Here is a 17,686-nt window from a genome sequence, read left to right as displayed (position 1 = left end):
TGGTCCTGTCGCACAAGCGTTAATATTAATGAACCAGAAACCATATCACCCTCAACTGCCGGTGGGTTGAAATCGCTGATCTCCGACAGACTGCTGACGTTGGCGCTAGCGTCCGCGTATTATAGTGCGTCGCATCAAAATACGCGATCCGCATTTATCGTGCGGATGGATATCAAGGAACTTTTCGGAAGAAATCTCAGAATTTATCGCACGAAACGCGATCTCAGCCAGGGTGCGCTGGCTGCGAAGATGGGCGTCGACCGTGCGCATGTGTCGGCGATGGAGCGGGGCCAGCAAAATGTGACCATCGTCACGCTTTGGCACGTCGCGCTGGCGCTCGATGTGAAACCGGCCGCACTGCTGGAAGACGAAGACGAGAAGCAGTAACGCGGAGAAAAGCCCCGCCCAGGTGTCCGGGCGGGGCCTGCTGCCGGTCGCTCAGTCGCCGTTGCGGCGGTTGGGACGGGACCAGATGAGGCTGTAGCCTTCGCCGTCTTCATCGTCGAAGAGGTTGGCGTAGATCGGAGCGGTGAAGCTCGGATCGTCCAGCTTGAGGCCGAGATAGTCGCGACCCTCGTTCGACTGCTTGGACCAGGCTGCTCCGATTTCGGCGCGTCCGACCAGGACGCGGTGGCTGGGGGCGTTCTCGCTGGTCTGGCCCGTCTCCGGGACGATGCGGACATTCTTGGCCTGGACGTTGAGGGTGACGATTTCGCCGGTGAATTCGTTGCCGGACTTCTTGAAGGTGCCGATGGTAGCCATTTTCAGTTCTCCTTTAGGTTTTCGAGCCCGCGCCCGTCGCGGCCTCGATGGTGATCGCAGGGCCGGGGCGATCCGCCGACGCAGCCGTTAGGCCCGAAACGCCAGTGGAGGACGGCGCGGACGGAAGTTTCTTGTGCCCGCGAGGAATGGGCGTGAGCCCAGGGGAAGAAAGTTCCGGCCGTGCCGTTGCGGACAAGGCGGTCGAGGCGTCAGCCGACCCCGGCCAGATCAAGCCATGAGAGGCCGTGACGGGCGTGGGTGTCGAAGCGTCGGAGAAGAAATGAAGGCTGCCTGTCGTGACCGGCAAGACCGCGGCACTGATGATCGTGCGAAGACAGGCTCTGGCATGCGACGGTCGGAGGTACATCGCTCCATTCAGCAGAACGCGCGCCTCGCGACGCCGGTCCCAATCCACGGTTTCTTGCCGCCCCCCCGAAGTGAGTCTTCTGCAACCATCCTTGAACAGGCCCTCGGCTCCAAATAATGCGATCCCTCTTCCCGGCCAAGATCACACGAATGAACAGCATGCGAGATGGCAGTTGATGGTTTTGCTAGCCGTCATTGGTCGGACGTCCACCGTTGAATACATGCGCCGTCGCCGAAGCGTCCCCGACTGAACCGGCTGGTATGGCTTCACTCGGTGAGAGGTGGATGCGTTGCACCGACTTGCGGAGATTGATTGATGTACCGCGGAAAACCCTATGGTAAGTAAAGGGAATGACAGTATTTCTCGAGCATCGAGTTCGCCTCGCACCCCGCTGCCTTCAGGGCGTCGAAGTTTTTTCGATCTGTTCGGCTCGTCGCTTTCCGCGACACGCACATGACCAGTTCGGACTTGGCATTATGCGGGCCGGAGGACATATGTCTTGGTCGGAATCCGGCCAAGTTGAGGCAGGCCAAGGTGACGTGATCGCCGTCAGCCCGAACGAGATCCACGACGGTGCGCCAATCGGCGCGTCGCGGTGCTGGGACATGATATTCGTCGAACCGACGACCGTCGCGCGTATGGCCGGAACGCAAGCCGCCGGTCGGGAGCTCGGTTTTGCTGCTAGATCGGCGCCATCCCTGCTGACTCATCTCGAACATGCACTTGTGGCGCTTCGCGCCGGCGAGGAGGCCGTAGCGGAAGAGGCGCTGACGACTTTGTTCAGCGATGTTCTGTTGAAGAAGCGGCCGGCCGGCGATCGCGGCCCGTCCCGCGCAACAACCCTCGTGCTGGAGCGCATTCGTGATCGGCCTGACGCTCCGCCCTCGCTGGATGAGGTGGCAGGCCTGATGGGCATGCACCGTACGGGCGCGCTGCGCCGGTTTCGCAGAGAGGTCGGCGCAACGCCGCACGACTACGCGATGCAAATGCGACTTCGCCTCGCCCGACGGGCATTGGCTGCGGGAAGCACCCCGGCAGAAGTTGCTCTTGATCTGGGCTTTGCGGACCAGAGCCATCTGACTCGGTCATTTGTCCGGCAATTCGGCCTGCCGCCCGGCCACTACAGATCGGCCAACGCCACTATCGTTCAAGACGGGGAGCGCGGGCGCGGGGTATGAGGCCCCATGATCTTTCGATACGATCCTGAAATCGGGAAGAAGTTTCCCAGCCTATTTACAAGCCTCGTCCTCATCCGTGACCTGCCGGAAAACATCGACCTGACCGACCAGATCGCGCATTTGCATGGCGATGCCCTTTGTCGCCTTGCAGGCGGATCAGAGAGCGAGATTCTCGCAATACGGGCTTGGCGCGCGGCCTTCTCGGCGATGGGGCTGAAGCCCACACAGTACCGTTGCGCATCCGAAGCGCTGTTGCGTCGGCTGCGCAAAGACGGAGATCTGCCCACGCTCAATCCGGTAGTGGACGCCTGTAACGCGACATCGGCCGCCCTTGCCGTACCCGTTGCAGCCTTCGACCTGGACCGGATCGCAGGCAATCTGACTGTACGATACGCAACTGGCGCCGAGACATATTCGACCTTTGGGGGTTCGATCGAACACCCCAATCCTGGCGAGGTCGTTTTCGCCGATGACGCGGGCGTGGCTCATGCCCGGCGCTGGACCAACCGGCAGAGTGCGGCATCTGCCGTCTCGCCGGATACGCAAAGGGTTCTGGTTGTCATCGAGGGGCTGCATGACGAGGCCGAAGCCGATGTCGTGGCAGCGCGCGACACATTGTCGGAACTGTTTACCGAAGCAGGTGCCGTGGTTCGGAAGGGCATTTTGCGCAGCGGTGTGGGACACTTCCAACCGGAAGAGGAAGACATATGAGTTGGGAGTTTCTGGTCACCGCACTCGTCGTCGTTCTGATTCCAGGAACGGGCGTCGTTTATACGCTAGCGGTTGCGATTGGTCAGGGCCTGCGTCCGAGCTTTGTTGCCGCTCTCGGCTGTACACTCGGTATCGTTCCGCACATGGTAGCTTCAATCCTGGGCCTCGCGGCACTTCTGCATGCCAGCGCAGTAGCTTTTCAGGTCGTTAAGGCGGCCGGAGTGGCCTATCTTATCTGGATGGCGTGGAACGTCTGGCGAGGCCGCGGTGCGCTGACAATCGAAGGTCGGAACACCAAGGCTCCTGTTCGAATGCTCATACAAGACGGCGTGCTCTTGAATGTGCTAAATCCAAAGCTGTCCGTTTTCTTTCTTGCCTTCCTCCCACAGTTTGTTCCTGTGGGTGCCTCCGACGCCACCCGGCAGATGTTCTTCTTAGCGTTGGTCTTTATGGCAATGACATTTGCGGCCTTCGCCCTCTATGGCGCTTTCGCTTCCGCCCTTCGCAAGCACGTTCTTTCGAAGCCTCGAGCCATGGCTTGGTTGCGAGGAACTTTCGCCGCCTCATTCGCGCTGCTGGGATTCAAACTTGCTTTCACTGGGCGATAACCGCACTTCAGCTCTCTCGAAAAAACCGTCATCCATCGTTGATCAAACGCCGCTTGCCGAGCCTATATGCCGTTGCGTTTTCTCCTGGTTCAGTGAGAGATGCGATCCGTGCCCAAGCCGTGATCCCGACTATCAGGGCACCTATCCATGCTAAGACGAACGTTGAGGTCTCGCCAGCGCCGCCAAGCTTGGACAGCCCTTTGATCGCGTGGAACCCGGCGACACCAGCTGGAATCGTGTAGAACGCGCCGATCGCCAGTCTGATCGGAACAGATCGAACCGTGGCGAAGGCGATCTGTCCCAGGATCAGCGTCGCAGCGCCCGACAGGAACGCGGCGATGATGGTCGCGAGGACGCCCGCCTCGCTTTCATAAACATAGAGACCGACCGTCATCGCGACGAAGAAGGGCAGCGCGTAGACGGCCAACGTGAAGAGCACGTAGACGATGACGCCGAGGCCGAGGATGCTGAGGGCGGCCGAGAGGAACATAGGCGGCCTCCTTTGATGGAACGCAATCAATCACTACCACGGCGCTAGCGCAGTCTATCGGAGAAAAAACTGCGCCGGAATGCGCCGGCGCAGGATCGGTGATGCGATTAGCGGATCAGGTTTCGAGCTTAAGCCCGCATCTGCTGGCGGAAATCGAAGGCCGTGATGCCGAGCTTCTTCGCCTTGTCGGCGAAATTGTCCTGGATGCCGGTGCCGGGGAAGAGGATGACCCCGATCGGCAGAACATCGAGGATCGCATCGTTGCGCTTGAACGGAGCAGCCTTGCCGTGGCGCGTCCAGTCGGGCTTGAAGGCGACCTGTGGCACGTTGCGGGTCTCCGCCCATTTGGCGGCGATCAGTTCGGCGCCCTTTGGTGAGCCGCCATGCAGGAGCACCATGTCGGTGTGCTTGGCGCGGACCTTGTCGAGCGTGTTCCAGATCAGCCGATGGTCGTTGAAGTCGAGTCCGCCGGTGAACGCGATCTTGGGGCCTTGCGGCAGGTGTACTTGCGATTCGGCGCGCTTTTTCGCGGCGAGGAAGTCGCGGCTGTCGATCATCGCAGAGGTGAGGTTGCGATGGTTGACCCGCGATCCTGAGCGTGCCGACCAGGGTGAACCCGTCAGGCAAAGATAATGTTCGGCAGCACTGTCGCGATAGACTTCCATGCAGTCGCGGCGTTCGATCAGTGACTGTCCGATCGTGATCAGGCGTTCGAGTTCCACGGCTTTGACCTCGCTGCCGTCCTGTTCGCGTTGCCCGCGTTTCTGTGCCTGTTCGTTATCGTCGAGCTTGCGCTCGATCCGGTCGGTGGCGCGATGGAACATGTTGACCGTCGACCAGAGGAGTTCGTCGAGGTCGTGATCGAGCATCGTGTCGGCCATGGTGGCGACGAGAGCATCGAAGATGTCGGCGACGGCGCATTCGATGCGGGCGTCTTCGGGCACCTCGCGCGGGTCAGGTTCGCCCTCGGGTGGACGGTGACCGAAGAGCTGGAGTTCGGTGCAGATCGTGTCTGTCGGCGATGCGCTAAGTTGGGGTTCGCCATCAATGTCGTCGGGATCGGTGAACATGGTGTGGTCCTTCGTCGGGGGCCGCGACCGCCGCGGCCTTCGTGGCGACGAAAGACGGTGGGCGGGACGGGCCTGCACCCGGAGCGACGGGCATGATCCCCAAAAATGGCCACCGGTTTTGGGATAAGATCATGCCGAGAAGGAGCGCAGGGCCGCAGCGGCAGCGGAGGATGGCGGAGCCCGGTTCTTTTGCTTCGCGATGGAAAGGCGGCTCTGCCGCCGCCGGAAAAGAACCGGGCGCAGCCATTGCCGGACCGGACCGTTTGCCGTTCTGTCGCCCTCTCGAAGAAGGCCGAGGTCGCGGCTCTCTCCGGCGGGACGCCATGCCCAATCCGATCTCGTCGACGATGCTCAGCCCGGCAGCGCCTCTCTCCCGGTCGATCCCGCCGCAATCATGAAGCGGTCAACATCTTCCGGCGCGATCTGCACGCGCACGTTCTGCCGTAGCACGTTGATGCCGTCCTTGCGCAGATCCTCGTTGAAGTCGCCGAGACATGCCGCAAGCGGGATCGCCTCGATTCCGGCCATGCTCGCCCGCTCGACAAGGCTCTGCATCGCGCCCGCGCCAGCCGGATCGTCGTCGCAAGCGATATAAAGTCGGCGCAGGGTGTCGGGGAACAGGATCGCGGCGAGATGAGCGGCTGAGAGCGCGGCCGCCATCGGCATTTGCGGCAGGACAAGCTTCAGTGACAGCATGGTCTCGATGCCTTCGCCCGCTGCCATGACATCGCGCGCAACGCCGAAGCGGACCGCATGGCCGAGCAGATTGCCCATGGCGCGACGCGGCGTGTCGATCGGCGCCTTGCCGAGCGTGACTTCCGAAAACCCGTGCGGATCCAGCCAGGTTCGATGGGCGCCGGTCAGCGTTCCGGCAGTGTCGGTGACTTTCGCGAGCAATGCGGGCCAGGCGTTGGGCTGATCGTCAATGTGTGCGTCTTCTTGCCAGTAGTAGCAGCTCGGATGGAACCGAAGCGCGCTCATGCTTCGAAGCTCCTTCAATCCGCGTGCAAAGAGATAGCGCTCCGCCAATGTCCCCGCGATCGGTTGGCCCATCGCCCAAAGCCGTCGGGCCGCCTCGGGTGATCCACGCGTTACCGGCGTCTGCGGCTTCTTTTCAGGAGATTCCGGTCTCGGGAGACTGAGAAAGCGCCGCGCCTCGTCGAGCGTGTCGCGGAGCGTCGAGAGATTGAGATTGGCCGCGATGAGATCGAGGAGGTCGCCGTGTTCGCCGGTGGCGGCGTCGGTCCATTTGCCCGCCGCGCCCTTGCCGCGCGCAGGGCCGGTGAGCCGGACATAGAGACTGCGACCAGGAGTGTTGTCGACGTCGCCGACGACCCAGTATTGGCCATGTTTTCTCCCATTGGAGAGGTACTGACGGCACACAGCCTCGGCTTCGCGGCTGAGCTTTTGCGAAAGGTCTGCGGCGGGGCTATCCATGGTGGTCTCCTGGATGATGCGCAGAAAAAAGGGCCTGCCGCGTCCGACAGGCCCCAGGTCGAGGGAGTTGGGGGAGCGTCTCCCTCGGTTGGTGGTCGCTAACTGCTCGAAGAATTGGGCGAAGGCGGCTTCGGCGACAGATTGATCATCGCCCAATCGGGTGCGTCGAACCATCGACCAAGAGCCGCCGAACGCCTGTTTTTGTGCGCTCACTCGGCGGCTTGGAGCGCGATCGCCTCTTCGCTGTCCTCGACCGCCGGTTCGTCAGGCGTGACATCGCCGTCATCGACGATTTCGAATTCCGGCTCGTCGGGCTCTTCCGCAAGCGGAGCCGTGCGCAGCGGTTGCGGGAGCCAACCCGTGCCCGCCAGCAGTTCTTCCGCGGCTTCGACCATGTCGGGTTTCTTGAACCCGGCGATGCGATCGGCGTCCTTGTCGCCCTTCGCCTCGCGCACGGCGGCGAGGATCTGCGCCTTGGTCACGCGGCCGAGATAGCTGTTCGCCGTCGGCGTCCAGCCCGCTTTCACCATGTCGAGCCCCAGCGTCGAAGCCAGAACATCTGCATGGGCGATCTGGCGGGGCTTGCGATGGTGAGGCTCCTGCACCGCGTTGACCGTCATCGCCACGCAATGGGCGAAGAGCGCGTCGCGGCTGTCGCTGTCCCATTCGGTCAGCGCGTCCCACAGATCTTCCGACTGCTTCGGGAGATTGCCCGCCCAGGTCTCGATGCCGAGATCGATCGACTGGACATAGGAAGCCTCGCCGAGATTCGGCGCCTGTGATCCGAACTGTGTGGAACGCGGCGTGATCTCGACACAGCTGTCCTGGCCGTAGTGGTAGAAGAGCTGCAGGACCATCGCGTGCAGACAGGCGAGCATCGCCAATTGCGGATCGTTCGCGAGCGCATCGCGCAGCGCCATTGTGCGATGGACCGTCAGTTCGCAGATGAGGCGGTCCGACAGCGGCTTGGTGCCGTCGTCATCCTCTTCCTCATCCTGATCCGTCACCGGATCGGATGCGTCAGCGATTGCATCGTCCGTGTCGGGATCGAGCGTCTCGCCGTCGGGACTGTGCCCAGTCTCGAGTGCCGGCTCGTCTTCGGGCCGCACATAGCCGCGTTCGACCCGCAGACCACCGGAGCTGTCGATGCTGACGAAGGCGCCAGCGATGGCGAAGTCCTCCGCCTCGAACCGGATCGGACGGTTCTGGAGCGCTTCCATGGCCGTCTCAATCTCGCCGAGCCGTTCGTCGACCTCTTCGGGAAGCTCGTCAGCCTCGGCGTGTTCCTCTTCGAGTTTGTCGTACTCGGCCTTAAGTGCGGCGTAGGTCGCGTCTTCCTTATCGCTCATCGGCTCGGCTTCGCCGCGAATGCGCCGCAGGTCGTAGGTGTGGCCGTAAGGAAAATCGGTCGCGACCTCGATCCAGTGCCAGCCTTCGGTGCGAATGGCTTCGGCTGCTTCGTTCAGCTTCTCGGCGACCATGGTCTCGAGCAGGGCAGCATCCTGCAGCCAGCCGCCATCGTCGGTCTGGAACAGGTCGCGCAGCACCTCGCCGCCAGCTTCGACGTAGTTGTCGAGACCGACGAACTGCGCCCGCCGATCGGAGGCGCGCACGGCGCCTTCGGTCAGCATGCGGCGGATATCATAAGGCTGCTTGGAGTAGTGCTGCTTCAGCGCATCCCAGACCTGTTCCTGGCGCTCATGGTCGGGATTGACCGTGAAGGCCATGAGCTGGTCGAGGGTCATCTCCTCCTCGGCATAGGCGTCGAGCAGTGTCGCCGAGACGGCGGCCAGCTTGAGGCGCTGCTTGACGACGCCCACGGAGACGAAGAAGGCCGCAGCGATCTCTTCCTCGGACTTGCCCTTCTCGCGCATCGACTGGAAGGCGCGAAACTGATCGAGCGGATGCAGCGGCGCGCGCTGGATGTTCTCGGCGAGGCTGTCCTCTTCCGCGAGACCGTCAGTGCGCACGATGCAGGGAACGGGTGCGGTCTTGTTGAGGCGACGCTGCTTCACGAGCAGTTCGAGTGCGCGGTAGCGGCGCCCGCCGGCCGGGATCTCGAACATGCCGGTTTCCGCGCCATCCTCGTCGAGGACCGGGCGCACCGTGATCGACGACAGGAGCGTGCGCCGGGCGATGTCCTCGGCGAGTTCCTCGATCGAGACGCCGGCCTTGACCTTCCGGACGTTGGACTGGCTGAGCACGAGCTTGTTGAAGGGGATGTCGCGCGAGGCGCTGAGGGTGATCTTCTTGGACTTTGTCATGGGATTTCTCCGCGACGGGCGATCACGAGACTCTCTCTGACCTCCAGACCCGTCACGAAAACCACGGCCCACCTCTTCCTCTTGAAGGAGATGGACCGTGGACGGAGGGTTGGGAAAAAGCGGAACGGCAACGCCTAGGTGGCGGCCTCCAGCAGCTTCTTGGCACGGGTCTCCATGGTGAGTCGCGCATCCTGTTGGTGCTTCGAGCGGGCGACAGCGGTAATGCCCTGCACGAAGTCGAAGACGCTCTCGGGCGGGCGGCCTTCCTCGGCGAGGACCGTCTCGACGATCTTGCCGGTTTCCGCCTTCGAGAAGCCGCGCTTTCTCAGAAATGCAACGCGATCGTCATCACTGCGTGCAACAATACGTTCGCGTGCGGAGCGGATGCCCTGGATGAAGGGCTGCGGTGAGGAGTCGGCGAAGTTGGCCAGCGCCGGTGCCGCCTCATGCGCGAAGCGGTTGGCTGCATATTTGGAATGCCGGATCGTGATCTCCTGGAAGTCTTCGACACCCCAGAGATTGCGGTTCTGGCAGACTGCGCGGAGATAGAAGCTCGCGATGCCGAGCGTCTTCGCCCCGACCTCCGAGTTCCAGCAATAGAAGCCGCGGAAGAAGAGATCGGGTGAGCCGTCGGGTAGCGTACCGGCCTCGATCGGATTCATATCATCGACCAGGAAGAGAAAGACGTCGCGGTCTGAGGCGTAGAGCGTGGTCGTGTCCTTGGTGATGTCGACCATCGGATTGTAGATGCCCGTCGACCAGTCGAGCACGCCTGGTACCTTCCAGCGCGTGTCGCCGACGCCGTCGCCCGCGATACGCTGCACGGCGGAGACCAGTTCGTGGTCGTAGATGCGGCCATAGTCCGGGCCGGTCACGGCTCGGAGCTCGGTGCGGCCGTTGGCGACTTCCATCGTCTTGACCTGTTCGGCCCGGTGGTTGGTGAGGCCGTACTGCAGGTTGATCCCGGCGAGCGGCGCGGGAAGCTGGCGCAGATAGGCCGCTGGCGCGCCGACGAGGTTCGCGAGCTGGCCGAAACTCCAATGGGTTGGCGCGACCGGTGCTCCCGCATTCGGCAAGACCAACGCCAGCTTTTCTGGATCATCGCGATGGGCTTCGACGCGAATCGCGGCGCTCTCGACCGTGCGCGTCTTGCTCCGCTCGGCGCGACCTTTCACCGCGGTGTAGAGGTCCGACAGGGAGAGATACTTCTCGTCATCGGGCCGGGAAAACCATTCGGACGATACCCGCCCGTTATGCCCGCCGCGGGACACATCCACCTTGTAGCCGCTGCTCTCGGGGCGGCCGTTCAAGATCTCAATCGCTGTCATGGCTATTCTCCATAACGGGCGGTCCGAGAGCCTCTCTCTCGACCTCCAAACCCGTCACGGCAACAGCCGCAGGCCTCTTACTCTGGCCGCATCGCACAACATGGTGAACCGTCTCCATACCGGCAACCCGCACCGCACACCCCACGTCAGTGATGGACGCCCGTCAGGGGGAAGACCGGCCGTGGCTTCCGCTTTGCCGACAGCCTGGCCCGCAGGGAGACGCCCTTCTGAACTTCAGGTGATATGAAACCTCCAACAACGGCACCCAGAGTGGGAGGAAAGGTATTATTCGTGGCTTCGCAAAATCATAATGCTATCTCCGCGTCTGGCGCGCACTTAGGAATATGAATTTCAGCTTCAGATCGTTGGCACTTGACCCCGTCGGTTCTGAGGCGTCGCCACGGTTGACAGCACCAGGCCTCTGGTTTTGCCAAACCCTGCACAACGCTCGGCATGGCCTGTCCGACGCGTGTAGGCAGATTTCGGACAACAGCGGCTCGGACCGCTCAACCGACGGCAACCTTGCCAAATGGGGGAAATTACACTATCAGTCATATTTGACGGTTAAATAATGTTTGGGCGTCAGATATGGCGGTTAAAGTGAACTCTGTAAGCGCACGCCGAGCCTTGGAGGCTCTGGGCGCAAATATCAAGACGGCGCGTTTGAAACGGCGCATCTCCGTGAAAGGCTTCGCGGAACGGATTGGTGTGTCCGAAAGCACGGTGGCCCGGCTCGAGAAAGGCGATGACGGTGTGAGCATTGGCACGCTCGCCATGGCATGCCTCGTCCTTGGCGAGATTGACCGCATCTCGGACTTTCTGGACGCGGGCACAGATGACACTGGATTGCTGCTCGACCGGGAAAGCCTGCCCAAACGGATCGATCGCAAGCGCACGCCGAAGTCTTCGAGCCAAGGCCAGGACAAGGCTACTCCGATCGCTGATGGCGATGACGAGGAAGGAGTCGGCTTCTGATGCCCGAGGCCATCGTCGCGCTTGGTGAAGGAAAACGGATTGTGGGACGCCTACGCTTTGAAAGCGACGGGCGGCGTCAGCATTCGCAGTTCGAATACGATGCGGCCTGGCTCGCCGCCGAGGATCGCTTTGCGCTCGCGCCGGGACTGCCGTTGCGCGAAGGCAGCCATTTTTCATCGGGGAAGGACGACAAGCGCTCGGCCCTGCCGGGATGCTTTGCCGATGCAGCGCCGGATTCCTGGGGGCGCGCGCTGATGACCAAGGCGCTTGGCGGCGGCCTCAGCGAGTTCGATTATCTCGTCCTGTCAGATGACCGCACCCGGCAAGGAGCGCTGCGTTTCCTCGGCGAGGACATGGAGCCACTATCCGACCTCACGCCGCCCATTCCCCGGTTGGTGGAGCTTGAACACCTGCGCACGCTGGCGCAGCGCTTCGAGCAGGACCCGAGCGGTATGGAAGAGGAAGCACGTGATCTTGCTGGTGTCGCAGGATCACTGGGGGGCGCGCGACCGAAAGCCAATGTCGAAGGCGACGGACATCTCTGGATTGCCAAGTTCACCTCAGCACAGGACACCAAACCGGTTGAGCGCGCCGAAGTGGCGACGCTGAAACTGGCGCGCATGTGTGGGCTGCGCGTGGCCGATGCCCGGCTTGAGCTTCGCGACGGCGACAGTCCGATAGCGCTGATCCGCCGGTTCGACCGCCGCGGCGACACGCGCATTCCCTATATCTCGGCGCGCACCGCGCTGGACTGGCAGAGCGAGGAAGCCGGATTCTACACCGACATCGCCGATGTGATCCGTCAGATTTCGAGCAAGCCGGTCGAGGACCTGCACGAACTCTGGCGACGGATCGTTTTCACCATCCTGGTGTCGAACAAGGACGATCATCTCAAGAACCACGGGTTCATCTATGCCGGGAATGACCGGTGGCGGTTGTCACCGGCGTTCGACATCAACCCATCGCCTTCCCGGCACCGCGTTTTGGAAACGGGCATCATCCAAGGCGGCTCATTCGAAGCGTCGCTCGAAATCGCGTTGGAGGCTTGTGAGTTTTTTGACGTGAAGGTCGAGAGCGCGAAAGCCCATTTATCTGAGATGGCGGACATAATTTCAAAGAACTGGAAGCAGGCGCTGCGGTCAGAAGGATGCACGACTGATGACGTGCAAACCTACGCAGATGCATTTCAGCACGAGGAGATCAATCGTGCCCTTGCGGTTTGACCCTTTCGGCATGCAGCGACTGAAAACCAGTGATCGCGTGCATCTGTCCCAATCCGCAGCGGGGGAAGTGTGATGCAACCAGCGCGCCCCGCAAAAGATTCAAGCCCCAGATCGACCGGTCCCGCCGGTGCGCAGTTTGAAGCTAAAGTTGGCACACACTACGCTTTAGCGTTGTTAGCCAGCACCGAGCCATTCGGATTGCCGGGAGCAATCGTTGATCGCGTTGAGTTTCAAAGAGGCGGTCAGGAGCATCCGCTCGACGACGTAATCGTGCATTGCAAGACGTCTGGAGGCAAAGATCGCTGTCTTGAAGTTCAGGTCAAACGATCGATGGCGTTTACAGAGAACGACGCCAGTTTCGCTTCGATCGTAAACGCAATCGTCAGAGCACGAAAGATCGAGCCGAACCGCCGCTTTGCGGTTGCCATCGAGCGCACCACGGGTGCGATCGACAATGGCGTGCAGGAAGCTTTAGAACTTGCGCAGCAGACGATCGATGCCGCTTCGTTCCTGAAGCTCCTTGAGACGCCAGGGCGCAGCAACAAGGACATGCGCGCGTTCGTCGCTGCGTTCAGAGTTCACCTCGAAACGAGCGGCGAGACTGGGGGCGATACTCTCTACGAGATCCTTCGATCATTCTCAGTCCTGACATTCGATTATGCCCGCCCGAACTCGATAGCCGAGCAGCATGACCGCTTTCGTGCAAAGCAGCTGACATCCGCCGACGGTGGCCCCGATCCCTATGACGGGCTGTTCGGGCTTATAGTTCGCGCCGACGCCATGGGAGGCGAACTGAACCGAAGCGAGCTGATCCGCAAGCTGAACGCTGTGAACATCAGCATCGGCTCAGCGCCGACGCTTGCGGCGGCGCGCCGCCATATCGAGGAACTGAGCCGCCATGCGCTCGACGATATCGGACTTACGGTGAATGAATGCCGGCTCGCGCGGGAAAAGCCTCGGCGCGAATTGGAGGTAATGCTTCAGGCAGCGGAGACGCTGGACGGCGTGGTTGAGATTTCGGGGCCTAGCGGCGTTGGTAAATCCGGTCTGCTTAGAACTGTTGTCGAGAGTCGCGGAGCGGTTTCTCGCATATTGGTGCTGGCCCCAGACCGGACCCCGCCTGGCGGCTGGTCCGCGATGCGCTCACAGTTCGATATACAGGCGACGGCAGACGAGTTTCTGAGCGATCTTGCCTGCGACGGGGGTGGTTACCTTTGTATCGATGGTCTTGATCGGTTTCGCGACGGCGCGCAACGAAAGACTGTCCTCGACCTCTTACGTGCAGGGTTGCAGTGTCAGGGACTGACGGTTCTGTTCACTGCACGACCTGGATGGGAGGAAGAAGCCGCTACATGGATCGGCGAAGAGACATTCGGGCAGCTGTCTAGTCGCAGACGACTGATGTTGGACGGGCTCGATGACGATGAGGCAGAAGCGCTTGCGGCAGCATCTCCGCAGCTCGCATACCTGCTAAGACCGGATCATCCGGCGAAACCGCTCGCCCGAAACCTGTTGAAGTTGCGGCTGCTCATCAGAACGCGGCTCGATACTACCGAAGCAATCAGTGAGGCGGAACTCGCAAACGACTGGATGGCCTCCGGCGGGGGGAAGAGTGAGCGAACGAGCGGAGAGACCCGCGCGCGCAAGCGCGTGATCTACGCGGTCGGCCAAGGCCTCATCGAGGGCACCGGTCTAGTCGATGTCACGGGACAGGACGCGCAGGCTGTTGCGGGTTTGATTGCGGAAGGAGTGCTGGTCGAAATCCGTTCGGACCGGGTTCGCTTCCGGCACGATTTGTTTACAGATTGGGCGACCGCTTGCGTCTTATCGGATGATCCCGTCGTGATGGACGGTCTGCCCTTTGCCGCGCCGCCACCTTTCTGGATGGCCCGCGGGTTTGAACTTGCGTGCCGGATGCTTGCCGAAAGCAGCTCGGACGAGGCGTGGCCGGAACTACTCGCGCGACTAGAGGGTGAAGGCGCTGCCTCAGGATGGACGGGTCTCGTATTGTTGGCGCTTATCCGATCGGAACATGCCGACTCTTTGCTCGATCGATATGACCATTTTCTCTTGGCGGATAAGGGGGAGCGAGCAGCGCAACTCGTCAGACGCTTCATCGCATCGCACACTCAGTCCGCAGCACCCCTCTTAAGCAAGGCTCTGCCAGACGGAGTTGAAGTTCCGGAAGGCATGACCCTTCCAACAGGTCCGGTGTGGATGCGACTCATCCTGTGGTGTCTGCGGCGCTTTGACCGTTTGAAGCCAATTGCTTTGTCAGCGGTCGTTGATCTTTTCCAAAACTGGCTGGTTCTTGCAGCGTTTGGAGAAAAGACAGTGACGCCAGTCTTGCTGGGTCGCTTGGCCGATATTTTGGTCGCCGATATCGAGCAGACAGACCGCCCTCTGCCTCGGTATCGAGACACACTCCCGGAAATAAAGTATGCGGTCACCGGCGACGCTCTCGAAACAGCTCGACTTCAAATTGCGCTCTGGGCGCCGCTGTCGCCAGAGGTTGCGGCCCGCTATTTGAACGCAGTCAAAAACTCGAAGCGTCCGGAAGCAGTAATGAGCCAGATCCTCGAGTTTCCGGGGCGCTTGTCGAGCGCAGCGCCTGCGGAATTCGCAGCAGCATTTTTGCGCGCGACCGAAGACGAGGAAGATGACGACGACTACCATACGATAACAAGGGGTCGGCGCTCCTATGCATTGTCGCGTGTCGACAGTCCGTTTGTACTTGGCCGATGCGGCATGGGCGTATTTACAGAGCTTCTTCAGGCAGCACCTGCCACTGGCACGTCCTTCATCAGAGAACTGACAACGCGCGCGTGTGCGCCTGAAGACGGTGATCCGCACTTTACCATAGAATTCATGGGCGAGACGCGCAGGATTGCGGCGTCGTTCAGCTATGGCTGGTCGCGCGGACGTACGCCATCGGCAATGCTGGCCAAGGCACTTCAGGCTCTAGAGCACTGGTCCCATCACAGGCTTGACGAAGGCGATGCACTTGAATCGGTAATTGCAGATGTAGTTGGTGAGGGACCGATACTCGGCGCGCTATGGCTCGTTGTTGTCGATCTCGTCTTGTCTCATTCTTCGCTGAACGGAAACATCCTACGAGATCTTCTCGCGTCACCGGAAACGCTGGCATTGGACGCAGAGCGGGCCAATATCGACAGGGTTGACTCGATCGGAGGGGGGCTGCTCGGCAGCACCTGGCGGTCGGCCCCGGCATCCGACCGATCTGTCGAAGAAGATCTGGCGAACCGTGTGTCAAGAAGCCTTGCGCTGCACGACGTCATACCTCAGCTTGTCTTCAGAAGTTCTGAGCAAGAGCTTGCTGTGCTGCAGCAGCGGCTCGATGCGGCTGTGAGACGACTTGGGCCGTGGACCCAAGACGCTGTCGAATGGGGCTCGCCTGAATTCATGGCGTCCCACGCGCTCCGCCTCTCATCCCGGATTCACTACAGGCAGGTCAAGGAGAAGGACGCGTCGGGCGAGAAACGCGAAGGATGGGCTTACGATTGGCCGCCAGGACAAAAACGATGGCTGGAAGAAGGTGCCGCCACTGCGAGCGCGGAACATTCAGCGTTCACTCGGTCTCTGGCAGTCCGCATGGCGATGGACGAGGAGACAAAGCCGGTCAGTGCAAACGTCGTAGATGCAGAAGCGATCTTGGACGAGACCGCCAACGTCACGCCGGCTGAAAACGAAGATACGTCGCACGACCCAAACGATCCTTGGCTGGCGCGCATCGCAGCTGCAGCATTTGTCGCCCGCCTTGGCACGCCTGAAGACCTAGCGCGATATCGGTCTAAGCTCAGATCGATATTTGACGAAGCACTGCAGTCCAAGGGCCAGGAAAGGACGTGGCCGCGCGACGATGTCATGTACGACGAGAGATCGTTGGCGATTTCTGGCCTCCTCTATCTAGCCGCCGCTAGCGGTGATGAGGCGGATACAGACCGGCTTTTGAGGTCTGTGGTGGAATTCCCGATGAATGCTGCGCCAGTCTTTCTGCGGCATCGAACCGCGGCAGGCAGGATCGATGAGAAGGCCTTGATCTCGATCTGTCGTCTAGCAATTCTCGGCTGCTGGATTCCCCGCCGTGCGAACTACGATGAGGACGAAGCCTCCTATGACAAGCGATGCGCAGACCTGAAACTGCGTTTGTCCTCCGCGATCGAGGCAGAACGTCTATGGCGAGAGGACGGCGCAGAGCCTGAGTGGCCGACGCCGCCTCCGCGACGTTCGAAGCGTGCAAGACGGACTTTGACGATTGGTGGGAAGAACGGCTCGAAGAAGCGCGCTGCGCCCGAGCCGCAATGGCCAGACTACTATTTCGACGAGAAAACAGGAACCACGTGGCTTCGAACGCTTGAACGTCTCGGCACAAGTGCCATGGCGATATCGCGAACGCTCATGCGCGCCAATCGGGACTGGCTCTTAGCGACAAACGCGCCAGGCGAGGACGGCGAAGACGATGGTGATATCGAACGCGTTTGGACGCGAGGTTTGATGCATTTCGCTGCTGTGCATGCCCAACACTGGCAAGAGGATACGCGCCAGGCATTGGTATTCGATGTCCTAAAAGCTTTTTCTGATGAAGCATTCATCGATGCTGCCGCGGCGTTAATTGTGCAGAGCGATCTTCATTTGATCGAAGGCGATGCAGAAGATCGAATCTATCTTCTGTCGGTGCGCGAGGGTCTTTGGCCGCGTCTTAAGCAGACACGGCATTGGCGCGGTCATTTGTGGTCGACAAGCGACGGTATGGAAATCCATCTGAAGGAACTCATCAGCGCCTTTTTCATGCGAGTAAGCTATGGGTTTGGTGAGGGCCAAGCTTACACGAAGGGTTTGGCTGATCCCGAATTGATGCCCTTCATCCCGCTGTTGCTTGAGATCACTGGAGAAGCGCCATCATGCCCTACTATCGCATACTTGTTCTTACATATTCTCGAATGCCTAGAGCCATCGACTGCTGAGGTCCCGCTCGCGGCTGCAGCCGACCGATGGGCCGATGCAGCGAACAATCGGTTTTGGAACGAACTCGGCATTGGCAGACGTGTTCTTTCAATCGGGCAGAAAGCGGAAAAGCTATCCAACGTTTCTGTCTGGAACAAAGTCTGTGATGCACTCATGACGGCCGGTGTGACCGTCGACGCGGAGTTTTTGAGGCGAGTGAATGGCTAGAAACTGTCAGCATCCATATGCAGGATTTTCGATTTACATTTGCGCTCATCGAAGTCGTCCAACCCGAAATCTAAGCCCAG

The 17,686-nt window shown here is 60.8% G+C and carries 13 protein-coding genes; 7 read left to right on the top strand and 6 right to left on the bottom strand.

Going from position 1 to position 17,686, the window contains the following annotated elements:
• Positions 1–165: 165 nt before the first annotated feature.
• Positions 166–387 (top strand): helix-turn-helix domain-containing protein, encoded by a 222-nt coding sequence (locus HF949_RS09935; protein WP_292894548.1) that lies wholly within the window; start codon positions 166–168, stop codon positions 385–387.
• Between the two features lie 51 nt (positions 388–438).
• Here the strand turns inward: HF949_RS09935 and HF949_RS09930 are convergent, their stop codons facing one another.
• Complete coding sequence (locus tag HF949_RS09930; protein WP_292894546.1) at positions 439–762, bottom strand: DUF736 domain-containing protein; 324 nt, start codon at positions 760–762, stop codon at positions 439–441.
• Between the two features lie 717 nt (positions 763–1,479).
• On the opposite strand from HF949_RS09930, the gene HF949_RS09925 reads away from it, so the two are divergent.
• The 3 genes from HF949_RS09925 to HF949_RS09915 are packed head-to-tail and all read left to right on the top strand — an operon-like array spanning position 1,480 to position 3,626.
• Positions 1,480–2,307: a helix-turn-helix transcriptional regulator gene (locus tag HF949_RS09925; protein WP_292894543.1), complete on the top strand. Its 828-nt coding sequence runs from the start codon at positions 1,480–1,482 to the stop codon at positions 2,305–2,307.
• Positions 2,308–2,313: 6 nt separating this feature from the next.
• Positions 2,314–3,018 (top strand): B3/B4 domain-containing protein, encoded by a 705-nt coding sequence (locus HF949_RS09920; protein ID WP_292894541.1) that lies wholly within the window; start codon positions 2,314–2,316, stop codon positions 3,016–3,018.
• Positions 3,015–3,626, top strand: coding sequence for a LysE family translocator (locus HF949_RS09915; RefSeq protein WP_292894538.1), 612 nt, complete (start codon positions 3,015–3,017; stop codon positions 3,624–3,626). Before HF949_RS09920 ends, HF949_RS09915 begins: the two co-directional genes overlap by 4 nt.
• A gap of 28 nt (positions 3,627–3,654) precedes the next feature.
• On the opposite strand, the gene HF949_RS09910 is transcribed toward HF949_RS09915, so the two are convergent.
• From HF949_RS09910 to HF949_RS09890, 5 genes are all read right to left on the bottom strand, one after another.
• Positions 3,655–4,116, bottom strand: coding sequence for a hypothetical protein (locus tag HF949_RS09910; protein WP_292894535.1), 462 nt, complete (start codon positions 4,114–4,116; stop codon positions 3,655–3,657).
• A 128-nt stretch (positions 4,117–4,244) separates the two neighbouring features.
• Positions 4,245–5,186, bottom strand: coding sequence for a DUF2493 domain-containing protein (locus HF949_RS09905; RefSeq protein ID WP_292894532.1), 942 nt, complete (start codon positions 5,184–5,186; stop codon positions 4,245–4,247).
• Between the two features lie 351 nt (positions 5,187–5,537).
• The gene (locus tag HF949_RS09900) at positions 5,538–6,623 is read right to left on the bottom strand and encodes a DUF7146 domain-containing protein (RefSeq protein WP_292894529.1); all 1,086 of its coding nucleotides are present in this window, start codon (positions 6,621–6,623) and stop codon (positions 5,538–5,540) included.
• A gap of 209 nt (positions 6,624–6,832) precedes the next feature.
• Entirely contained in the window at positions 6,833–8,887 is a 2,055-nt protein-coding gene (locus HF949_RS09895) for a ParB/RepB/Spo0J family partition protein (protein ID WP_292894526.1), read from the bottom strand.
• Between the two features lie 134 nt (positions 8,888–9,021).
• Positions 9,022–10,215: a DUF932 domain-containing protein gene (locus tag HF949_RS09890; RefSeq protein ID WP_292894523.1), complete on the bottom strand. Its 1,194-nt coding sequence runs from the start codon at positions 10,213–10,215 to the stop codon at positions 9,022–9,024.
• 588 nt (positions 10,216–10,803) lie between these two features.
• Here HF949_RS09890 and HF949_RS09885 point away from each other — a divergent pair.
• The 3 genes from HF949_RS09885 to HF949_RS09875 all read left to right on the top strand — a co-directional run bounded on the left by HF949_RS09885 (position 10,804) and on the right by HF949_RS09875 (position 17,606).
• Positions 10,804–11,190, top strand: a complete 387-nt coding sequence (locus tag HF949_RS09885) for a helix-turn-helix domain-containing protein (protein ID WP_292894520.1) — start codon at positions 10,804–10,806, stop codon at positions 11,188–11,190.
• Positions 11,190–12,413, top strand: coding sequence for a type II toxin-antitoxin system HipA family toxin (locus tag HF949_RS09880; RefSeq protein ID WP_292894517.1), 1,224 nt, complete (start codon positions 11,190–11,192; stop codon positions 12,411–12,413). Before HF949_RS09885 ends, HF949_RS09880 begins: the two co-directional genes overlap by 1 nt.
• A gap of 72 nt (positions 12,414–12,485) precedes the next feature.
• Positions 12,486–17,606, top strand: a complete 5,121-nt coding sequence (locus tag HF949_RS09875) for a hypothetical protein (RefSeq protein WP_292894514.1) — start codon at positions 12,486–12,488, stop codon at positions 17,604–17,606.
• Positions 17,607–17,686: the final 80 nt, after the last annotated feature.

The organism is Nitratireductor sp. (genome assembly GCF_017794765.1).
Classification (GTDB): domain Bacteria; phylum Pseudomonadota; class Alphaproteobacteria; order Rhizobiales; family Rhizobiaceae; genus Nitratireductor.
The sequence above is the reverse complement of the archived record's forward strand: the minus strand, read 5'-3'. Positions and strand labels throughout refer to the sequence as shown.